The 19,848-nt window shown below is 70.9% G+C and carries 17 protein-coding genes and 1 tRNA gene; 14 read left to right on the plus strand and 4 right to left on the minus strand.

Annotation, left to right across the window (positions count from 1 at the left end; all coding sequences use genetic code 11):
* The first annotated feature begins 224 nt into the window (after positions 1–224).
* A complete protein-coding gene (locus tag ACWCPF_RS06760; RefSeq protein ID WP_451043885.1) occupies positions 225–1,550 on the plus strand; it encodes a sensor histidine kinase in 1,326 nt (441 codons plus the stop codon).
* Entirely contained in the window at positions 1,547–2,227 is a 681-nt protein-coding gene (locus tag ACWCPF_RS06765; RefSeq protein WP_015659563.1) for a response regulator transcription factor, read from the plus strand. The genes ACWCPF_RS06760 and ACWCPF_RS06765 overlap by 4 nt, the downstream gene beginning before the upstream one ends.
* A 292-nt stretch (positions 2,228–2,519) precedes the next feature.
* Here ACWCPF_RS06765 and ACWCPF_RS06770 read toward each other — a convergent pair whose 3' ends face one another.
* The gene (locus ACWCPF_RS06770) at positions 2,520–3,167 is read right to left on the minus strand and encodes a DUF461 domain-containing protein (protein WP_451043886.1); all 648 of its coding nucleotides are present in this window, start codon (positions 3,165–3,167) and stop codon (positions 2,520–2,522) included.
* A gap of 652 nt (positions 3,168–3,819) precedes the next feature.
* Here ACWCPF_RS06770 and ACWCPF_RS06775 point away from each other — a divergent pair.
* The 6 genes from ACWCPF_RS06775 to ACWCPF_RS06800 all read left to right on the plus strand — a co-directional run bounded on the left by ACWCPF_RS06775 (position 3,820) and on the right by ACWCPF_RS06800 (position 10,372).
* The gene (locus ACWCPF_RS06775; RefSeq protein WP_003953493.1) at positions 3,820–4,302 is read left to right on the plus strand and encodes a CarD family transcriptional regulator; all 483 of its coding nucleotides are present in this window, start codon (positions 3,820–3,822) and stop codon (positions 4,300–4,302) included.
* Between the two features lie 333 nt (positions 4,303–4,635).
* Positions 4,636–5,388, plus strand: a complete 753-nt coding sequence (gene ispD / locus ACWCPF_RS06780; protein WP_451043887.1) for a 2-C-methyl-D-erythritol 4-phosphate cytidylyltransferase — start codon at positions 4,636–4,638, stop codon at positions 5,386–5,388.
* Complete coding sequence (gene ispF / locus ACWCPF_RS06785) at positions 5,378–5,872, plus strand: 2-C-methyl-D-erythritol 2,4-cyclodiphosphate synthase (protein WP_451043888.1); 495 nt, start codon at positions 5,378–5,380, stop codon at positions 5,870–5,872. Before ispD ends, ispF begins: the two co-directional genes overlap by 11 nt.
* Before the next feature lie 131 nt (positions 5,873–6,003).
* Entirely contained in the window at positions 6,004–7,404 is a 1,401-nt protein-coding gene (gene cysS / locus ACWCPF_RS06790) for a cysteine--tRNA ligase (RefSeq protein ID WP_451043889.1), read from the plus strand.
* A 123-nt stretch (positions 7,405–7,527) separates the two neighbouring features.
* Positions 7,528–8,469, plus strand: a complete 942-nt coding sequence (gene rlmB, locus ACWCPF_RS06795) for a 23S rRNA (guanosine(2251)-2'-O)-methyltransferase RlmB (RefSeq protein WP_451043890.1) — start codon at positions 7,528–7,530, stop codon at positions 8,467–8,469.
* Between the two features lie 184 nt (positions 8,470–8,653).
* Complete coding sequence (locus ACWCPF_RS06800; RefSeq protein ID WP_451043891.1) at positions 8,654–10,372, plus strand: DoxX family membrane protein; 1,719 nt, start codon at positions 8,654–8,656, stop codon at positions 10,370–10,372.
* A 108-nt stretch (positions 10,373–10,480) separates the two neighbouring features.
* Here ACWCPF_RS06800 and ACWCPF_RS06805 read toward each other — a convergent pair whose 3' ends face one another.
* From ACWCPF_RS06805 to ACWCPF_RS06815, 3 genes are all read right to left on the minus strand, one after another.
* The gene (locus ACWCPF_RS06805; protein WP_451043892.1) at positions 10,481–11,212 is read right to left on the minus strand and encodes a nucleotidyltransferase family protein; all 732 of its coding nucleotides are present in this window, start codon (positions 11,210–11,212) and stop codon (positions 10,481–10,483) included.
* Between the two features lie 247 nt (positions 11,213–11,459).
* Positions 11,460–11,930 (minus strand): hypothetical protein, encoded by a 471-nt coding sequence (locus tag ACWCPF_RS06810; RefSeq protein WP_451043893.1) that lies wholly within the window; start codon positions 11,928–11,930, stop codon positions 11,460–11,462.
* A 233-nt stretch (positions 11,931–12,163) separates the two neighbouring features.
* A complete protein-coding gene (locus tag ACWCPF_RS06815) occupies positions 12,164–13,249 on the minus strand; it encodes an ABC transporter ATP-binding protein (RefSeq protein WP_451043894.1) in 1,086 nt (361 codons plus the stop codon).
* Positions 13,250–13,468: 219 nt separating this feature from the next.
* Between ACWCPF_RS06815 and ACWCPF_RS06820 the strand changes: the two genes are divergently transcribed.
* The 6 genes from ACWCPF_RS06820 (at position 13,469) to ACWCPF_RS06845 (ending at position 19,669) form a co-directional block, all read left to right on the plus strand.
* Positions 13,469–13,541: transfer RNA gene (locus ACWCPF_RS06820), tRNA-Thr, on the plus strand.
* Positions 13,542–13,818: 277 nt separating this feature from the next.
* Positions 13,819–14,319 carry a hypothetical protein gene (locus tag ACWCPF_RS06825; protein ID WP_451043895.1) on the plus strand — a complete coding sequence of 167 codons (501 nt, stop codon included), beginning with the start codon at positions 13,819–13,821 and terminating at the stop codon, positions 14,317–14,319.
* Positions 14,320–14,334: 15 nt separating this feature from the next.
* Positions 14,335–16,359 (plus strand): GMC oxidoreductase, encoded by a 2,025-nt coding sequence (locus tag ACWCPF_RS06830; RefSeq protein WP_451043896.1) that lies wholly within the window; start codon positions 14,335–14,337, stop codon positions 16,357–16,359.
* The gene (locus tag ACWCPF_RS06835; RefSeq protein ID WP_451043897.1) at positions 16,356–17,543 is read left to right on the plus strand and encodes a ferritin-like domain-containing protein; all 1,188 of its coding nucleotides are present in this window, start codon (positions 16,356–16,358) and stop codon (positions 17,541–17,543) included. Before ACWCPF_RS06830 ends, ACWCPF_RS06835 begins: the two co-directional genes overlap by 4 nt.
* Positions 17,544–17,633: 90 nt before the next feature.
* Positions 17,634–18,278: a rhomboid-like protein gene (locus ACWCPF_RS06840; RefSeq protein ID WP_451043898.1), complete on the plus strand. Its 645-nt coding sequence runs from the start codon at positions 17,634–17,636 to the stop codon at positions 18,276–18,278.
* Positions 18,275–19,669 (plus strand): NAD(P)/FAD-dependent oxidoreductase, encoded by a 1,395-nt coding sequence (locus ACWCPF_RS06845; protein WP_451043899.1) that lies wholly within the window; start codon positions 18,275–18,277, stop codon positions 19,667–19,669. Before ACWCPF_RS06840 ends, ACWCPF_RS06845 begins: the two co-directional genes overlap by 4 nt.
* Positions 19,670–19,848 lie beyond the last annotated feature (179 nt).

Below are 19,848 nucleotides of genomic sequence, written 5' to 3' on the forward strand. Positions count from 1 at the left end.
GGAACCAGGTCGAAAACAGGTCGGAACCGGCCGCCGGACCGGTGCTGACCGGCCTTGTCACCGGTGCTGCGAACCCCACAGTCCCACGCTCCGCCCCGTACGCGTCGATTTCCGTCACCTCAAATGAACCACCACTGGCTCCAAGGTGAACTCTGGGCGACGAGTGTTCGAGCTCGCACCTCGATGGCTGTGGCCAAGACGGATGCCATGCCTAACCTGGGTGCATGGACGTGAACGCGGCGGTCGCCGCAGCGGCAGCGATCGCCGGGGTGCTCACCGGCGTCATCGCCATGCTGGCGTTCCGCTGGAGCGAGCGGGAGCAGAAGCGCCCCACGCGCACCTCCCTGCACACGGACCCGGTGCTTCCGCCGGGTGTGGACACCGTCCTGTCCGTGCTTCGCTCCTCCGCCGTCGTGCTCGACGAGGTGGACGCCGTCGTCAAGGCAAGCTCCGCCGCGTACGCCCTCGGGCTGGTGCGCGGCGGCCGGCTCAGCGTCGAGCCCATGCTGAAGATGGCCCGGGACACCAGGCGCGACGGCGAGATACGCCAGGTCGAGCTGGATCTGCCCCGGCGCGGAACCGGGCGCGGCGAGGCCCTCGCCGTGTCCGCCAGAGTGGCCCCGCTGGGCTCCCGGCTCGTGCTGCTGCTCGTCGAGGACCTCACCGAGGCCCGACGGATCGAGGCGGTCCGGCGGGACTTCGTGGCGAACGTCAGCCATGAGCTGAAGACGCCGGTCGGCGCGCTCTCCCTCCTCTCCGAGGCCGTCATGGACGCCTCGGACGATCCGGAGGCGGTGGAGCGGTTCGCCGGCCGTATGCAGATCGAGGCCACCCGGCTGACCAGCCTGGTCCAGGAGCTCATCGACCTGTCGAGGGTCCAGAACGACGATCCCCTCGAGGACGCCGAACCGGTCGGCATCGACGAACTCGTCGCCGAGGCCGTCGACCGCTGCCGGCACCAGGCGGGGGCCAAGCAGATCACCATGGCCGCCGCCGGCACCGCCGACCTGCGGGTCTTCGGCAACCGGGGCCAGCTGGCCGCGGCCCTCGGCAACCTGGTCGAGAACGCCGTCAACTACTCGCCCGCCCGCACCCGCGTCGGGATAGCCGCCCGCCGGGTCACCGCGCCGGGCGGGGACCTGATCGAGATCGCCGTGACCGACCAGGGCATCGGCATCTCCGACAAGGACAAGGAGCGCATCTTCGAGCGCTTCTACCGCGTCGACCCGGCCCGCTCCCGGGCCACCGGAGGCACCGGCCTCGGGCTGGCGATCGTCAAGCACGTGGCCGCCTCGCACGGCGGGGAGGTCACGGTGTGGAGCGCCGAGAACCAGGGCTCCACGTTCACCCTGCGGCTGCCGGAGGCGGCCCCGGCCCGCGACCGCGCGCAGCAGCATCCGGACCCGGACGAGGTCGACGTCGAGGACGCCGACGACATCGACGAGGTCACCCACTCCTCTCCTCATCCCTCACCCCAGGCACCACCCCGCGCCTCTTCCCCCGATCCGACCGCGTACCAGACGCTTTCCGCCCCGGAGGTCCATCCGTGACCCGAGTGCTCGTCGTCGAGGACGAGGAGTCCTTCTCCGACGCCCTGTCCTACATGCTCCGCAAGGAGGGCTTCGAGGTCGCCGTCGCGACCACAGGGCCCGACGGACTGGACGAGTTCGAGCGCAACGGCGCCGATCTCGTCCTCCTCGACCTGATGCTGCCGGGTCTGCCCGGCACGGAGGTGTGCCGCCAGCTGCGCGGCCGCTCCAACGTTCCCGTGATCATGGTGACCGCCAAGGACAGCGAGATCGACAAGGTCGTCGGGCTGGAGATAGGAGCCGACGACTACGTCACCAAGCCCTTCTCCTCCCGCGAGCTGGTCGCCCGCATCCGGGCCGTCCTGCGCCGCCGCGGCGAGCCGGAGGAGGTGACTCCGGCCGCCCTGGAGGCGGGCCCGGTCCGCATGGACGTCGACCGGCACGTCGTCACCGTCTCCGGCTCCAAGGTCGACCTCCCCCTCAAGGAGTTCGACCTCCTGGAGATGCTGCTGCGCAACGCGGGCCGCGTGCTGACCCGGATGCAGCTCATCGACCGGGTCTGGGGCGCCGACTACGTGGGCGACACCAAGACCCTGGACGTCCACGTGAAGCGCCTCCGCGCCAAGATCGAGCCCGACCCGGGAGCCCCCCGCTACCTGGTCACGGTCCGCGGCTTGGGTTACAAGTTCGAGCCGTAGAAGTGGGGCGTGCTCGGGTCGGCGGACGGGGTCCGGCGCAGCACCCTGCGGCCCGCGTAGCGGTGCGAGGGGTGCGTCGGGGATGGGGCTCGAGCCCGACCCGGGAGCCCCGCGCTACCTGGTCACGGTCCGCGGCCTGGGCTACAAGTTCGAGCCGTAAGCCGTAAGCCGTAAGCCGTAAGCCGCAAAGCGTGGCTGTAGGCCGTAGCCGGAGCGGTTGGAGATGTGTGTGAGGGGCGGCACCCTGTGCAGGGTGCCGCCCCTCACACATACGGTCCTGCGGGCCTACGGCTCAGTGGCCGGCCGCCGCTGTGTCCGAGGAGGTCGGCGAGGCCGTGTCGGAGGGGGCGCCGCCCTCGGCGGCAGCGGTGTCGGAGGGCGAGGCCTCCCCGGACGGCGACTCCGAGGAGCCCGCGGCGCTCTCCGGCGCGCTCGGGCCCCACGACGAGAAGTAGCTCTCGGCGGGGACGACGAAGGCGCGCAGGTCGACCTCGCCGGTCTCGCTGAAGGTGAAGGTGACCTTCTGCGCGTCGCCGTTCTGAACGGCCTCGCTGCTGCTCTCCAGGACCGCGGACGCGTTGTTCGCGCCGCCGATGACGACCGAGCCGCCGGCCGGCACGGTCAGCTTGCCGCTGCCCGAGGCGGGCTTGAGCTCGGCGGGCTGGTCGATGCCGTCGACGGTGATGGAGTCCAGCGTCTGGGCGTGGTCGCCGCTGTTGAAGACGGTCGCCGAGATGACGGCGGGCCCGGTCGACTCCATGTCCGGCTGGGTGATGACGAGGACGTTCTGCAGCTTGATGTCGCCGACGCTGGTGGCGGCGTTGTCCGGCTTGATCTCCAGGGTCTGGGAGTCGTTGCCGGCCCCGCAGGCGGCGAGCGAGGCGATCGAGAACGCGATGGCGGAAGCGGCGAGGGCGCCGCGTCGAAGGCTGCTGCTCACGGCGGCGGCAACTCCTTGAACGCACGGGGCGGCTTTTCTCTGGATAAAGCCGCTCTAAGGGTCTGTCAGCGGCCTTAGGTTACCGAGCCGTTCCCGCGCCGCCGCACCCGACCCGCCTCTAGAGGGAACCGGGGCCCCGACGGACGCGTCGGCCGCTCTTCCGCGGCACCCGCCCCGACCACCGCAACCGACCCACGAGTCACTTTCGCTTCACCTGTCGTCTTCCCGCCGGTACGCCATTCACATAAGCGCGCTCGACGTCCGCTCAGGGTCAGCTCAGGGATTTTCGTGAAGGAATAAGAGATCGCCCGCGGAATTGATCACGGGCCTGGTCGAACAGTCGATGATCAATTCCGGAAACGACTCGTATCCGGCCACGCGCACCGAACGGAGTAGCGGAAGTCGCACGCGTGGAAGCGGACATATGTGGACGTTCGGCCGATCGGGCGGGGCTCCGGATGTGTGTAACGTACGCGTTTCACCCCCCTCGAAGAGCCGCTCCGACCTGCGAATACCTGCTTCCGCGGCCCCTGCGCAGCACGTTCCTGTTAGAGTTGTCAAGCCCCGAGATATGCCCTGACCTGCGAAAACGCCATTCAGAACCCGCAGTTTCCGTGTTACCCTGGATAGCCACGGAAGGGGTACCTGTCACATGACGTTCAAGGTTGGCGACACCGTGGTCTATCCCCATCACGGGGCCGCGCTGATCGAGGCCATCGAAACTCGCCAGATCAAAGGCGTGGACAAGACCTACTTGGTGCTGAAGGTCGCCCAGGGCGACCTGACGGTACGTGTGCCAGCGGACAATGCGGAGTTCGTCGGCGTGCGTGATGTGGTCGGTCAGGACGGGCTGGACCGGGTCTTCGAGGTGCTGCGCGCGCCGTACGCCGAGGAGCCCACGAACTGGTCGCGTCGTTACAAGGCAAATCTGGAGAAGCTCGCCTCCGGCGATGTCATCAAGGTCGCGGAAGTCGTGCGTGACCTGTGGCGTCGTGAGCGCGAGCGCGGACTCTCCGCCGGTGAGAAGCGCATGCTCGCCAAGGCCCGCCAGATCCTGGTGAGCGAGCTCGCTCTCGCGGAGAACACCAACGAGGACAAGGCAGAAGCCCTGCTCGACGAGGTTCTCGCGTCCTGAAGTCGGCCCTCTGCCCGAGACCGGCCTCAGCACACTGAGGAACGAAGAACACTGAAATGCCGCGGTGCCCGATGACGTATTTCCCGTCGCCGGGCGCTGCGGCATATTCATGCTCGCTGACCGCCGTGCGCCCTGCTGCGGCGAAGGGCGAAGGTGGCTCCCCCGATCGATACCGGTGATCCCGATACTGGCGATACTGGTCCCCGTACTGCTGTGCCGGGCCCGGCTGCTGCCTCGACCGGTGCGTCACGGAAGGGTCCGGTCAAGGCGTCGCGCCCGGCACTTCCCAGGCCATACCCACGTAGGCCGAGCACACAAACCTGACAGGAACCGATGTCTGACGATTCACGTCCTTCCCCGGCGTCCGCCCGCACGGCCGCGGTGATTCCGGCCGCCGGCCGGGGTGTCCGCCTCGGTCCGGGCGCCCCCAAAGCGCTCCGCGCGCTGAGCGGAACGCCCATGCTGATCCACGCGGTGCGCGCCCTCGCCGCCTCCCGCGCCGTATCCCTGGTGGTCGTCGTGGCCCCGCCGGACGGCACGGCCGAGGTGAAGTCGCTGCTGGACGCGCACGCGCTGCCCGACCGCACCGACTTCCTGGTCGTCCCCGGCGGCGACACCCGCCAGGAGTCCGTGAAGCTGGGCCTGGACGCGCTGCCGTCCGGCCACGACATCGTGCTGGTGCACGACGCCGCCCGGCCGCTCGTCCCGGTGGACACGGTGGACGCCGTCATCGAGGCCGTCCGCGACGGCGCCCCGGCCGTCGTCCCGGCGCTGCCGCTCGCGGACACCGTCAAGGAGGTCGAACCGGCCGCGACCGCCGGCGACCCCGAGCCGGTCGTGGCCACTCCCGAGCGGGCCCGGCTGCGGGCCGTGCAGACCCCGCAGGGCTTCGACCGGGCCACGCTGATCCGCGCCCACGAGACGGTCACGGACAACGTCACCGACGACGCCAGCATGGTGGAGCAGCTCGGTCTGACGGTCGTCGTCGTCCCCGGTCACGAGGAGGCCTTCAAGGTCACCCGCCCGCTGGACCTGGTCCTTGCGGAGGCGGTCCTGGCCCGCAGGAGGCTCAACGATGGCTTCTGAGCCGTACCCGCTGCCCCAGGTCGGCATCGGCACCGACATCCACGCCTTCGAGGAGGGCCGCGAGCTGTGGTGCGCGGGCCTGAAGTGGGAAGGGCAGGGCCCCGGCCTGGCCGGGCACTCCGACGCGGACGTCGTCGCGCACGCCGCCTGCAACGCGCTGTTCTCCGCCGCCGGACTCGGTGACCTGGGGCAGCACTTCGGCACCGGGCGCCCCGAGTGGTCCGGCGCGTCGGGCGTCACGCTGCTCACGGAGGCGGCCCGGATCGTGCGCGCGGCCGGCTTCGTCATCGGCAACATCGCCGTGCAGGTCGTCGGCCCCCGCCCCAAGATCGGCAAGCGCCGCGACGAGGCGCAGCAGATCCTGTCGGCGGCGGCGGGCGCCCCGGTGTCGGTCTCGGGCGCGACCACGGACGGGCTCGGCTTCCCGGGCCGGGACGAGGGACTGATGGCGATCGCCACGGCGTTGGTGGCCCGCACCGGCTGAGCACCCCTGTCCGGCGCGTCCGGCGCGTCCGGCGGCGCGTCCGTCCGGTCCGCGCGGGGGGCATGTCACGAATGTGTGGCCGTGGGGGGAAGGGGCTCGGGGCACTGTCCGACGCCCACTACCCTGGAGTGGTGACTATTCGCCTGTACGACACCAGTGCCCGGCAGATCCGTGACTTCGCCCCGCTTCTGCCGGGTTGTGTCTCGATCTACCTCTGTGGCGCCACCGTGCAGGCGGCCCCGCACATCGGGCACATCCGGTCGGGCCTGAACTTCGACATCATGCGCCGCTGGTTCGCCTACCGCGGCTACGACGTCACGTTCATCCGCAACGTCACCGACATCGACGACAAGATCATCACCAAGTCGCACGACCAGGGCCGCCCCTGGTGGTCCATCGGCTACGACAACGAGCGCGCGTTCAACGACGGCTACCAGGCCCTCGGTTGCCTCCCGCCGACCTACGAGCCGCGCGCCACCGGGCACGTCCCCGAGATGATCGAGATGATGCGCGGCCTGATCGAGCGCGGACACGCCTACGAGGCCGACGGCAGCGTCTACTTCGACGTGCGCTCCTTCCCGGGCTATCTCGAACTGTCCAACCAGGACCTGGACGACCTGCGCCAGCCGCCCGAGGAGGGCATCACCGGCAAGCGCGACCCGCGTGACTTCGCGATGTGGAAGGCGACCAAGCCGGGCGAGCCCGACTGGGAGACGCCGTGGGGCCGGGGGCGTCCGGGCTGGCACCTGGAGTGCTCGGCGATGGCGCACAAGTACCTGGGCTCCGTCTTCGACATCCACGGCGGCGGCCTCGACCTGATCTTCCCGCACCACGAGAACGAGATCGCCCAGGCCAAGGCCTACGGCGACGAGTTCGCGCGGTACTGGGTGCACAACGCCTGGGTCACCATGAGCGGCGAGAAGATGTCGAAGTCCCTCGGGAACTCGGTGCTGGTCTCCGAGATGGTCAAGCAGTGGCGCCCGATCGTGCTCCGCTACTACCTGGGCACCCCGCACTACCGCTCGATGATCGAGTACAGCGAGGAGTCGCTGCGCGAGGCCGAGTCGGCGTTCGCGCGGATCGAGGGCTTCGTGCAGCGCGTCGTCGAGAAGGCCGGGGGAGTCGTGGAGCCGGCCGCCGAGGTGCCGCCGGCCTTCGCCGAGGCGATGGACGACGACCTGGGCGTCCCGCAGGCCCTGGCCATCGTGCACACCACGGTCCGGCAGGGGAACTCGGCCCTCGCCGCCGACGACAAGGAAGCCGCCGTGGCCCGGCTCGCCGAGGTCCGCGCGATGCTCGGCGTCCTCGGTCTGGACCCGCTCGACGCGCACTGGGCCGGCGAGGAGAGCCGGGGCGAGGACCTGCACGGCGTGGTCGACAGCCTCGTCCGGCTCGTGCTCGACCAGCGCGAGTCGGCCCGCGGGCGCAAGGACTGGGCGACCGCGGACGCCATCCGCGACCAGCTCACCCAGTCCGGCCTGACCATCGAGGACGGCCCGCAGGGCCCGCGCTGGACGCTGGGTCCGCGGTAGTCCCGTCCTTGATCGACTGTGCCGCCCGGCCGTCCGGGCGGCACACTGCATAAGACGACAGCAGACGACAGCAGACGTCCGCACCACACACGTACGTACGCAGCTCACGGAGACGAGTCACTCATGGCAGCCAACAACCGCCGCATGTCCGGCAAGAAGGGCGCGCAGGTCGGCAGTGGCGGCCAGCGGCGCCGAGGCCTGGAGGGCAAGGGCCCGACCCCGCCCGCCGAGATGCGCAAGGGGCACAAGAAGAACCGCATCGCCGGCGCCAAGGCGAAGCAGGCCGTGCGCCGGCCCGTGCAGCGCGGGCGGGGCGGCAAGGGCACGTCCGAGATGGTCGTCGGCCGCAACCCGGTCGTCGAGGCGCTGCGCGGCGGCGTCCCCGCGACGATGCTCTACGTCCAGCAGTTCATCGACAACGACGAGCGGGTGCGCGAGGCGCTCCAGCTCGCCGGCGAGCGCGGCGGCATCCACCTCATGGAGGCCCCGCGTCCCGAGCTGGACCGGATGACCAACGGCCTCAACCACCAGGGCCTGGTCCTCCAGGTCCCGCCGTACGAGTACGCGCACCCCGAGGACCTGGCGGCGGCGGCCTACGACAACGGCGAGGACCCGCTGATCGTGGCCCTCGACGGGGTGACCGACCCGCGCAACCTGGGCGCCGTCGTCCGCTCCGTCTCCGCGTTCGGCGGCCACGGCGTCGTCGTCCCCGAGCGTCGTGCGGCCGGTATGACGGCCGGCGCGTGGAAGACGTCCGCCGGTACGGCCGCCCGTACCCCGGTCGCCCGCGCGACCAACCTGACCCGCGCCCTGGAGGCCTACAAGAAGGCCGGCATCGTGGTCGTCGGCCTGGCCGCCGACGGCGAGTCCGAGGTCGGCGAACTCGCGGCGCTGGACGGCCCGGTGGTCATCGTCGTGGGCAGCGAGGGCAAGGGCCTGTCCCGGCTGGTCGGCGAGACCTGCGACCACCGGGTGCGGATCCCGATGCCGGGTGGCGCGGAATCGCTCAACGCCGGTGTGGCGGCGGGGATCGTGCTCTACGAGGCGGCTCGACGGCGGGTCTGAGGGGCGGGGCGGGGCGGGGCGGCCACGGCGGGGGCGGGTGCTGCCGGCGGCTCCGCTCACGGTCTGAACGGGCATGCGGAAGTTAACCCGAATGGGTTAATCCGGGCGGGTAGTGCAACCTTGACGGAGTCCGGACAGATCTGGCGGGTCAAAGCAGTGTCCTAAACACACGTCACTCGGTTAGATGAGTGTGGACACCAGAACACCCCGCACACCCACGGGGGGCCGCTCGTCGGGATTCGATGCCGGATCCGGATTCGATGACGCTCCCGCGCTGAGCATGGTGAAGGTGCCGAGCGATCCGGCGCAGATCATCGTCAGTCACGCGAGCTTCCGCGTGCAGTTGAACGCGTCGGCGCGGCGTAACCAATCCCCGCGGATCGCCCGGCACGTGAGCGCCATCGAGGACACCGCGCGCATCCCCGTCGTCGGGGCGGCGGGCAGAGCGGGCGCGGCGGGCGCCGCATCGGGGGGCCGTCGGCGGGCCGTCGTCTGGAGCGGCAAGTCCGCCCCGGACGACACCGGCGCCCACCGGCTGCTCCAGGCCGTGCGGGCAGGCAGCGTCGGCCACGGCGAACCGCCCGCGGCCGACGCCGGAGCCACCCAGGTCATCCCCCGCGTCGGCGTCGGCGACCGGGGCTACGACGGCGACCTCGCCGCGCAGACCCTCGAAACCCCCATCGTCGGCGCACAGCGCGCCCCCGCCGCCGGCGAGAACCGCCTGCTGCCGCACATGCGCACCGTCGGCAGCGCCTACGACGAACCCGCCTACGACGACGCCCGGTTCGAGGACTTCGACGAGGCGGACGGCGGTGCGCACGACGGGGCGCACGACGGGGCGGACGGCACCCGGCGCAGCCGCCGGGCCGAGGACCCCGCCCGGCACGCCTACTATCCGGGCCGCCGGATGAACCTCGGCGTGGTCCTGCTCCCGCTGCGCATCTTCCTCGGCTTCATCTCCATCTACGCCGGCATGGGCAAGCTGTGCGACCCCGTCTACTTCGACGGCGGCAAGCGCGGCTCCATGGTGAAGTGGCTGAACACCCTGCACCCGTGGGAAGTCGCCGAGCCGCTGCGCCAGTTCGCGCTGCACCACCCGGTCGGCTCCGGCCTCGTCATCGCCTTCCTCCAGGTCGTCGTCGGCGTGCTCACGGTCCTGGGCTGCTGGCAGCGGGTCGCCGCGGTGGTCGGCGCCGGGCTCTCGGCCGCGCTCATCGTCACCGTCAGCTGGAAGACCGTCCCGGTCTACGACACCCCCGACATCATCTACCTCGCCGCCTGGTCGCCGCTGATCATCGCCGGCGCCCCCGTCTACTCGGTCGACGGCCGGCTCGCCGCCGGCGCCTGGCGCCGCCTCGGACCGCGCTCCGACCTGTGGGAGCTGCGCCGTTACGTGCTGCGCCGCGGCGCGCTCGTCACCGCGATCGTCGTCGGTCTGACGCTGCTGGTCGGCTCGCTGCTCGGCGGCGCCGTGCGCGACGCGGACCGGGTGGTCGTGCCCGGCCCGGGCGAGCCCCCGCGCAACGAACTGCCCGGCTCGCCGCTCCCGGAGAAGTCCGGCACGCACACGGCGTCCCGCAAGCCCGACGCCGTCACCTCGCCGACCCAGGGCGCCACCTCGGCGGCCCCGACGGCCGGCACGGACAGCGAGCCCGCCGAGGAGCGGGACTCCTCCGAGGACGCGGAGGGCGCCGGCGCGCCCAGCCAGACCCAGGGCACCGCGGGCGAGGCCCCGCCCGAGCAGTCCGCTCCGGTGGAGGAGGCCCCGGCGACCAGCTCCGGCCCCGCGTCGGGCGGTTCGTCGAGCAGCTCCGGTGGGGGCGGCTCGACCAGCGGTTCGGACGGCGGCGGATCGTCGTCGTCGTCGGGCCAGCCGGGACTGGTGGGCGGGTTGCTCGGGTAGGGCGTTCGGTCACCGACCCCGAGCACACGTCTCATGGGGGGCGCCGCGCGGATCAGCGCGCGGCGCCCCCATGTCGTGCCCCCTGGTCGTGCCCCATGGTCGTGTCGGTCAGCGGCCGAGGGCCGCCAGCTCCTTCGCGGCCTCGGTGAGGTCCTTCGCGGTGTCGATGGCGCGCCAGTACGCCCCCTGCGGGAGCGGATAGCCGGCCAGCCGCAGCTCACGGGCCAGCTGCGGGAACGTCGTCCGCTCGTGGTCGCCGCGGGCGGGCAGCAGCCCGGCGAACTGCGGCGAGAAGACGTACACGCCCGCGTTGATCTCGTAGGTGGTGGGCGGGGCCTCGATGAAGTCCGTGATGTGACCGAACCCGTCGGTCTGCACGGCCCCCCACGGGATGCGCGGACGCGCCAGCGCGAGCGTCGCTATGGCGTCGCGCTCGGTGTGGAAGTCGGCCATCTCGCGCAGCGAGAAGCGGGTCCAGATGTCGCCGTTGGTGGCGTACCAGGGCCGGTCGGGGTGGGGCAGATGGGCGGCCGCGTACTTCAGGCCGCCGCCGCGGCCCAGGGGCTCGCTCTCCACGACGGTGGTGACCTTGACCGGCAGCTCGGCCGACTTCAGCCAGTCCTGCAGCACCTCGGCGAGATGACCGCAGGAGACGACGACGTCGGTGACGCCCTCCTCGGCGAGCCAGCCGAGCTGATGGCCGATGATCGGCGTCCCCGTGCCGGGGATCTCGACCATCGGCTTGGGCCGGTCGTCGGTGTACGGACGCAGCCGTGATCCCTGGCCACCGGCCAGGATGACGGCTTGAGTGGGGCGGGACGCGGCGCGCGGATCGGTCATGCCCGCACTGTACGTGGCACGGGTTCCGAGCCGCGCGGGTCCCCCGACGCGGGGATCCCGGACGGGCCGACCGCCCGACGGCCGGCCCGTCCCGACGGTCGGCTGCCCTGGCGGTCGGCCCGTCCCGCTGCGCGGTGGCCCCGATGGGAGCTTCCGATGAGCGGCCCCCGGGGAAGGGGCCGCTCAGGGCAGTGTGGGCCTTTCAGGCCCGTTCTCGGGCTTGTGGGTCGTGGGGGACCGGGGTGGGTCAGCCCTGGGCGGCCAGGACGCCGGAGGCGAAGGCCGTGTCGCAGACCGGGCGGGAGTAGGACTGCGCGCGAGTGGGGCCGTACGCGCGGACCGCCGCGCGGCCGAGGGCGCGGGCGATGGAGGAACAGTGCCTGGCCAGCGACGGCTTGCCGTTGACCGCGGCCTGGAGGTGGGTCAGGGCGACGCCCGGGTCCTTCTCCTGGAGCTCGGTCAGCAGCTGGTCGCGCAGGACGTCCTGCGGGGCCTTGGCGGCGTTGTGCGAGGACTGGTGCGCGGCGGAGACGTCGGAGGCGGTGAGCACCGAATCCGAGGGGTCCCCCGACCAGTTGACCCGGGTGACCGCGAGGGTCCCGGAGAGCACCATGACGACGGGCAGGACGAGGGCGAGCGAGCGGCCGATCCGGCGGGCTGGGCCGCCCTGGCCGCGGCGCGTGCGCTGGGTGGTGGAGTGGTTCGCGGAGTGCTTCACGCGTGAGAGGGTAGCGCGCAGTAATGATTTGGCGACATTTAGTCACCCGGACGGGGGATGAAGGCGTGCTCCTTTTTGGGTAAGGGGTTGACGAGCGCCTGGCGAAATGTCCGCTGTGCGGGGATTCTGTGGGCATGGAAAAGGGCCTCGCATCAGGCTGCGGGGCCCTTTTCGTCAACCTGGGTGAATTACCCGGGTTTAATCCTTCGCTGCTGACCTCGTGGCTGACGTCGTCAGTCGGAGAGGCGCTCGCCCGTCGACGTCGAGAACACGTGGGTCTCGCCCGCGCGCGGGACGACGTGCAGCGTGCTGCCCTTCTCCGGGACGTCACGGCCGCCGACGCGGACCACGAGGTCCTTCGTCTCGCTGCCGACCTGGGCGGTGCCGTAGACGAAGGCGTCGGAGCCGAGCTCCTCGACGACGTTCACGACGACCGCGAGGCCCTTCTCCTCCTCGGTGGCCACGTCGAAGTGCTCGGGGCGGACGCCGACGGTGACCGTCTTGTCGCTGGCGGCGGAGAGCGCGTCACGCTGCACCGGCACCACCGCGTTGCCGAACTTCACGCCGCCGTCGGCGATCGGGACCTCGACGAGGTTCATCGCCGGGGAGCCGATGAAGCCGGCCACGAAGAGGTTGGCGGGCCGGTCGTACATGTTGCGCGGGGTGTCGACCTGCTGGAGCAGACCGTCCTTGAGGACCGCCACCCGGTCGCCCATGGTCAGGGCCTCGACCTGGTCGTGGGTCACGTACACGGTGGTGATGCCGAGACGGCGCTGCAGCGAGGCGATCTGCGTACGGGTCGACACACGGAGCTTGGCGTCCAGGTTGGACAGCGGCTCGTCCATGAGGAAGACCTGCGGCTCACGCACGATGGCGCGGCCCATCGCGACACGCTGGCGCTGACCGCCGGAGAGGGCCTTCGGCTTGCGGTCGAGGTACTCGGTGAGGTCGAGGATCTTCGCGGCCTCTTCGACCTTCTGCCGGATCTCCGCCTTGTTGACGCCGGCGATCTTGAGCGCGAAGCCCATGTTGTCGGCGACCGTCATGTGCGGGTAGAGCGCGTAGTTCTGGAACACCATGGCGATGTCCCGGTCCTTGGGCGGCAGGTGCGTGACGTCGCGGTCGCCGATGCGGATCGCACCGCCGTTGACGTCCTCGAGCCCCGCGAGCATCCGGAGCGAGGTGGACTTGCCGCAGCCGGACGGACCGACCAGGACGAGGAACTCGCCGTCCGCGATCTCGATGTCGAGTGCGTCGACGGCGGGCTTGGTGGAGCCCGGGTAGACCCGGGTCGCCTTGTCGAAAGTGACAGTGGCCATGGCTCGAAGGCCCCCTTCTACCGGCAGGAACGTGCCGGACGATCCGTTGTAGGAAGGTGGTGGTGTAGTCCACACGAGTGAACTGGCTCAGGACGCTACCTCGCGTTGGCCGGATCTGTCAGTACCTGGAGGCATGTGAACTTCGCGGAAATTTTCGCCGGGCCGTCCCGGTGACCTGGGTACACTGCACGGGCACGCACATGAAACACGCGCGCGCATGCCTCCTTAGCTCAGCTGGTAGAGCACCGCTCTTGTAAAGCGAAGGTCGTCGGTTCGAATCCGACAGGGGGCCCTGTGATCCACCAGCGTCAGCGCCCCCACGGTCTTGGACCGTGGGGGCGCTGACGGTAGTTCTGGACGGCAGTCCCGCTCGCCGGCCCCTCGCGGTCGTGTGCCCCACCCCGTTCGCTCGTCTGTGCGATGGGTGGGGCTGGGGCCGGGCAGGTGTTCGTCGGGGGTCGCCCGGAAGGTGGGTTTGTCGGGTGTGTCCCTGCTCTGGCGGGGTGAATGCCTTTGGCATACGTAAATCTCTCGTGCGCCATCCTCCCCTTTTGACCTGGAGCACCCGTATGTCCGACGGCATCTCCACCCGTTCCACCCGTTCCACCCGTTCCGCCCCGAAACAGATTTTCACCGACCTGTCCGCCGTCCTCACCGGCTTCGACCGGGTCGAGCTGGCCGGCACCGGCATGATCGACACGTACTACGACACGCTGCTGGGGATCATCGGCGAGCGCGAGGCGGGGCAGCTGTTCCGGTACGCGGCCGAGGCCCTCGCGGAGGACGAGAAGCACGGCGACCACGCCGCCGTCGAGGCGAAGGTGATCGAGAACAAGCGCTTCGCGCCGGTCGTCGTCAGTCTGATCAAGCTCTGGTACCTGGGCAGTTGGTACCCGCTCTCCGGCAGCTACCGGGACGAGAACGGCTCGACCGCGGACGACGTCGAGCACGTCGTCTCCGCCCAGGGCTACCGCGAGGGACTGGTCTGGGCCGCCGCCGGGACCCATCCGATGGGCGCCAAGGCGCCGGGCTTCGGCTCCTGGGCCGAGCCCCCGACCCTGATTTCCTGAGCCGAGGAAGACGTCATGACCGACGCAGACACCGACGCAGACACCGACACCACCGCAGCAGCCGGGAAGCCCGACTACGACCTCGTGCTCGTCGGCGGCGGCATCTCCGCGGCGACCGTCGCCAAGACGGTCATCGAACAGGCCGCGGCCCAGCAGCCGCCCAGGCATCCCCGCATCCTCATCCTGGAGGCCGGCCGGGCCACGGCGATGAGCGCCGACAAGTACGACACCTATGTGGAGGCGTTCCACGAGGCGCTGATCAAGGTCCCCAACGCCCCCTATCCCGCGAGCGGTTCGGCTCCGCAGCCGGACGTGCTGGACATCGCCCGCACGCCCGGCGACAAGGGGTGGTTCGTCCAGCAGGGCCCGCTGCCCTTCGGCAGCGACTACGCCCGCTCGCTCGGCGGCACCACCCTGCACTGGCTCGGCACCTGCCTGCGGATGCTCCCCAACGACTTCAGGCTGCGCTCGAAGTACGGCCGCGCGGTCGACTGGCCGATGTCGTACGAGGAACTGAAGCCGTACTACGAGCGGGCCGAGTGGAACATCATCGGCGTCTCGGCGAACGTCAAGGACCAGCACTACCCCGGGATCGGCGGCAAGCCCGAGGAGTACTTCAAGAGCAAGAACACCGCGAAGTTCCCGGGCGGCGCCTACCACTTCCCGATGGAGCGGATCCCGTCCAGCTATCTCGACGACTACCTGGCCAAGATGTGCGCCGGGCTGACGGTCGAGCTGAGCGACGACAGCGGCACGCTCCACCCCTTCCCGGTCAGGATCAGCAACACCCCCGCGGGCCGCAACTCCACCCCCGCGAAGCCGAAGGCCGGCACGGCGTACCAGGTCGTCGGCGCCGTCGGGAACGTCGACCGGGGCACCCGGTGCGAGGGCAACTCCAGCTGCATCCCGATCTGCCCGGCCCAGGCCAAGTACAACGCGCTCAAGACCCTGTACGACCTCATCGTCAACTACCCCGACCGGCCCGCGGAGAGCGGGAAGCCGGCCAGGGCGCGGGTCGCCGTGCGCAGCCAGTCCGTCGTCGTGCGCGTCGAGCACGACCAGGCGAAGGGCGGACGGGGGACGGTCACCGGCCTCACCTACAAGACGTACTTCGAGGACGGCAGCCCGCCGGTCGAGAAGACCGTGACCGCCGACTTCTACGTCCTGGCCGCCAACGCCATCGAGAACGCCACCCTGCTGCTCGGCTCCCAGGCCGCCAACAACAGCGGCCAGGGCGGCCGGAACCTGATGGACCATCCGCTGCTGCTCACCTGGGGCCTGCTCAAGGACGACGTCGGCGCCTACCGCGGCCCCGGCTCCACCTCCGGCATCCCCGCCTTCCGGGACGGAGACTTCCGCAAGGAGCGCAGCGCCTTCGTGGTCGAGATCGGCAACTGGGGCTGGAACTTCCCGGAGAACGCCCCGTACGACACCGTCCACGACCTGGTCGGCGGCGGCAAGGACGGCAAGGTGCTGCTCTACGGGAGCAGACTGCGCGAGCGGCTCGGCGAGATCCTGCCCCGCCAGTTCCGGATCGCCTGGGAGCTGGAGCAGGACCCCGAGGCGACCAACCGCGTCACCGTGGACGAGCGCTACAAGGGCCCGCTCGGCCAGTACCGTCCGGTCATCCACTACGACCTCTCCGAGTATGTGCGGGCCGCGCTGCCCTGGGCGGCGGAGGCGAGCAGGCAGCTGTTCGCGCACCTGGACATCGCCAACCCGGTCAGCCGTCCCGACTACGAGCCCGGCGACTACACCCACTACGACCCGAACGACGCCATGGCGGTCGAGTACGCCGGCGAAACCTACTGGGTGCGCGGCGCCGGGCATGTCGTGGGCACCCACCGGATGGGCCTCGACCCGGCGAAGTCCGTCGTCGACCCCGACCAGCGCAGCCACGACCTGTCGAACCTCTACATCGTCGGCTGCGGCAGCATGCCGACGCTCGGCACGTCCAACCCGACGCTCACCATGACCGCGCTGGCCATCCGCACGGGCGACCGGATCGCCGAGGAGCTGAAGAAGGTGAAGCACAAGTGAGCGAACCGAATGCGATCCAACCGAAAGCGATCGACAATCTTGACGACCTGAAGGCCGCCCTGCAGTTGGCCATCGGCGTGGAGCTCAGCACCATCCCCGTCTATCTCACCGCGCTCTACTCCATCAAGGAGGGCGCCAACGCCGACGCGGCGCAGACGATCCGCAGCGTGGTCATGGAGGAGATGCTCCACATGACCCTCGCGGCCAACGTCCTCAACGCCATCGGGGAGAAGCCGAGCGCCGAGCCCGTCACCTTCCAGCAGCGCGGGAACCTCGGTCCGATCCCGAGTTACCCGTTCCTGAGTCCGCTGATCTCCGGGATCGGGACGCTGAACCTGCTCCCGCTCACCCCGGAGGCCGTCGCGAGCTTCGTCAGGATCGAGCATCCGCTGCACGGCGCGGCCGGCCTGCGGACGATCGACGTCGGCGCGTGCAGCTACCGGACCATCGGCGAATTCTACGAAGCGATCGAGAATGCGCTCGAAGACCCGAGGATCTGCAAGGACGACAAGGCCTTCCGGCACGGCGGCCAGGTGCCGGGCGACCAGTACTACGGGGGCGCCGGCTCGGTCGTCGAGGTGACGGACCGGGCGTCCGCGCTGGCGGCGATCCGGAAGATCGTCGACGAGGGCGAGGGGCTGCCCGAGAAGCGGCTGGGGGAGAAGGCCAAGACGGTCACCGACAAGGACAAGCTCATCAACGGCTGGGAGATGTACTCCCACTACGCCCGCTTCCGTGAGCTCCAGACCGGGCGCCGCTTCCGCAGCACCCAGAAGGCCGCCGCCGAGCCCGAGGGCGCGTTGCTGCTCGTCGACTACGACTCCGTCCACCCGGCGCTGCACGTGCCGCGCAACGGCGACAGCGCGGGCGACGCCGAGGACATGGCGCTGATCGAGTTCGACCTGGCGTACTCGGCGCTGGTCGACGATCTCTACCTCGCGTTCTCGGGCGAGCCGAAGCAGGTCCGTGGCGGGCTCGGCGACGGCGTCGAGTCGTCCAGGCCCGCGCTGCCGCTGGCCGTGCACACCATGTTCGAGCTGAAGCGGAGCGCCGTCGCCCTGATGCGGACCCCGAACCCGGCCAAGCGGGGGTACACGCTGTGCCCCCGCTTCTCCTATGTGCCGGTCGACGAACGGCAGAAGCTGAGCGAGCACGCCCGGGAACTGAAGGAGCGCAGCCGGTGATCTCCCTCGCCTCGATCGACTCGAACGACTCGAACGACTCGATCGACCGGTCGGCGGAGCATCTCGACGCCCCGGACGATACTGGGCTGCGTGAAACGGCTCAGGGGTGTTTCCGGGGTCCGGCAGGTCCGGCGGGCGGTTTGGGCGTACGTCCGCAGCGCGCCCGGCACCTATGTGTGGCTGACGATCCTGTTCTTCACCACGGTCGCCCTGCACCACATGTCACCGGAGTTCGAACAGGAGTTCCTGCGGCAGCGGTCCACCAACATCCATGAGCTGTCCCGGCATCCGGTGCGGGTGCTGGTCGCGAGCGCGATGTGGATCGACGGCGGTCACTGGCTGCCGTACGTGGCGCTGTACTCCGTCTTCCACGCCCAGGTCGAGCGCTGGCTGGGGACCGCGCGCTGGCTGGCCGTGTGCGCCGCCGCGCATGTGCTGGCGACGCTGATCAGCGAGGGCGCGCTGGCGCGGGCGATCCACGAGGGACTCGCGCCGAAGTCCTCGGTCAACACCCTGGACGTGGGCGTGAGTTACGCGCTGGCCGGGGCGGTCGCGGTGCTCGTCCACCGCATCCGGCCGCCCTGGCGGTACGCGTATCTCGGGGTCGTCCTCGCCGTCTACACCGTCCCGCTGGCCATCGGGCCGACCCTCGCCGACTTCGGCCACTTCGTCGCCGTCCTCGTCGGGCTGGGCTGCTATCCCCTGGTCAGGGAGCGGGCTACCGTCCGTCCATGAACGGTTTCGTGAACGGCGGGGTCTCCTTCTGGTACGCCGACGACGGGCTGCCCGCGGTGCGGGAGCCGCTCGGCGGCGACGCCTCCGCCGACGTGGTGATCGTCGGCGGCGGGTACACGGGGCTGTGGACGGCGTACTACCTGAGGCGGGCGGATCCCGCGCTGCGGATCGTCGTCCTGGAGCAGCGGTTCTGCGGCTACGGCGCCTCCGGGCGCAACGGGGGCTGGCTCTACAACGGCATCGCGGGCCGCGACCGGTACGCGAGGCTGCACGGGCGGGAGGCCGCCGTACGGCTGCAGAAGGCCATGAACGAGACGGTGGACGAGGTCGTCCGGGCGGTGGCGGCGGAGGGCGTCGACGCGGACGTCCACCGGGGCGGGGTGCTGGAGGTCGCCCGGACGCCCGCGCAGCTGGCCCGGCTGAAGGACTTCCACGCGCACGAGCTGTCGTACGGGGAGGACGACCGCGAGCTGTACGGCGCCCGGGAGACCGCCGAGCGGGTGCGGATCGCGGGGGCCGTCGGGTCGAGCTGGACCCCGCACGGCGCGCGGGTGCATCCGGGGAAGCTGGTGAAGGGGCTGGCGGCGGCGGTCGAGGCGCTGGGGGTCGAGGTGTACGAGTCGACGCCGGTGACCGAGCTCCTCCCGGGGCGCGCCGTGACGCCGTACGGGACCGTGCGGGCGCGCTACCTGCTGCGCTGCACGGAGGGGTTCACGGCCGCACTGAAGGGCGAGAAGCGGACCTGGCTGCCCATGAACTCCTCGATGATCGCCACCGAGCCGCTGACCGAGGAGCAGTGGGCGGCCGTGGGGTGGACGGGGCGCGAGGCGCTCGGCGACATGGCGCACGCCTATATGTACGCGCAGCGCACGGCCGACGGCCGGATCGCGCTCGGCGGCCGCGGGGTGCCGTACCGCTTCGGCTCGCGCACCGACAACGACGGGCGGACGCAGCCGGCGACCGTGCGCGCGCTGCGCGAGATCCTGGTCGGCTTCTTCCCGGCGCTGGCCGGCGTGCGGATCGAACACGCCTGGTCGGGTGTGCTGGGCGTGCCCCGCGACTGGTGCGCGACCGTCACGCTGGACCGGGCCACCGGACTCGGCTGGGCGGGCGGTTACGTCGGCTCGGGGGTGGCCACGGCGAACCTCGCGGCGCGGACCCTGCGGGACCTGGTCCGGCAGGACGCCGGTGAGGGCGGGCGGACCGAACTGACCGAACTGCCGTGGGTCGGGCACCAGGTGCGGCGCTGGGAACCGGAGCCGTTCCGCTGGCTCGGCGTGCAGGGCATGTACGCGACCTACCGCGCGGCGGACCGACGCGAGACGGAACGGCATGCGACGGGCTCGTCGCGACTGGCGCGGATCGCGGACCGGGTGGCGGGACGGCACTGAGACGCCCGCTGAGGTACAGAGTCCCTGAGACGCTGGCGGTCCTCTGAGCGGCCCTGTTTCGCTGCTCGGCGCCCGGCCCGTGCCCGGCCCGTGCCCGGCCCGTGCCGGCCCGTGCCCGGCCCTGGAAACCCGTGGGTCCTGTGTCGTACCTGTGTGCGACCATCGGCTCGACGAGCGTT

This window comes from Streptomyces sp. NPDC001858, from assembly GCF_053594615.1.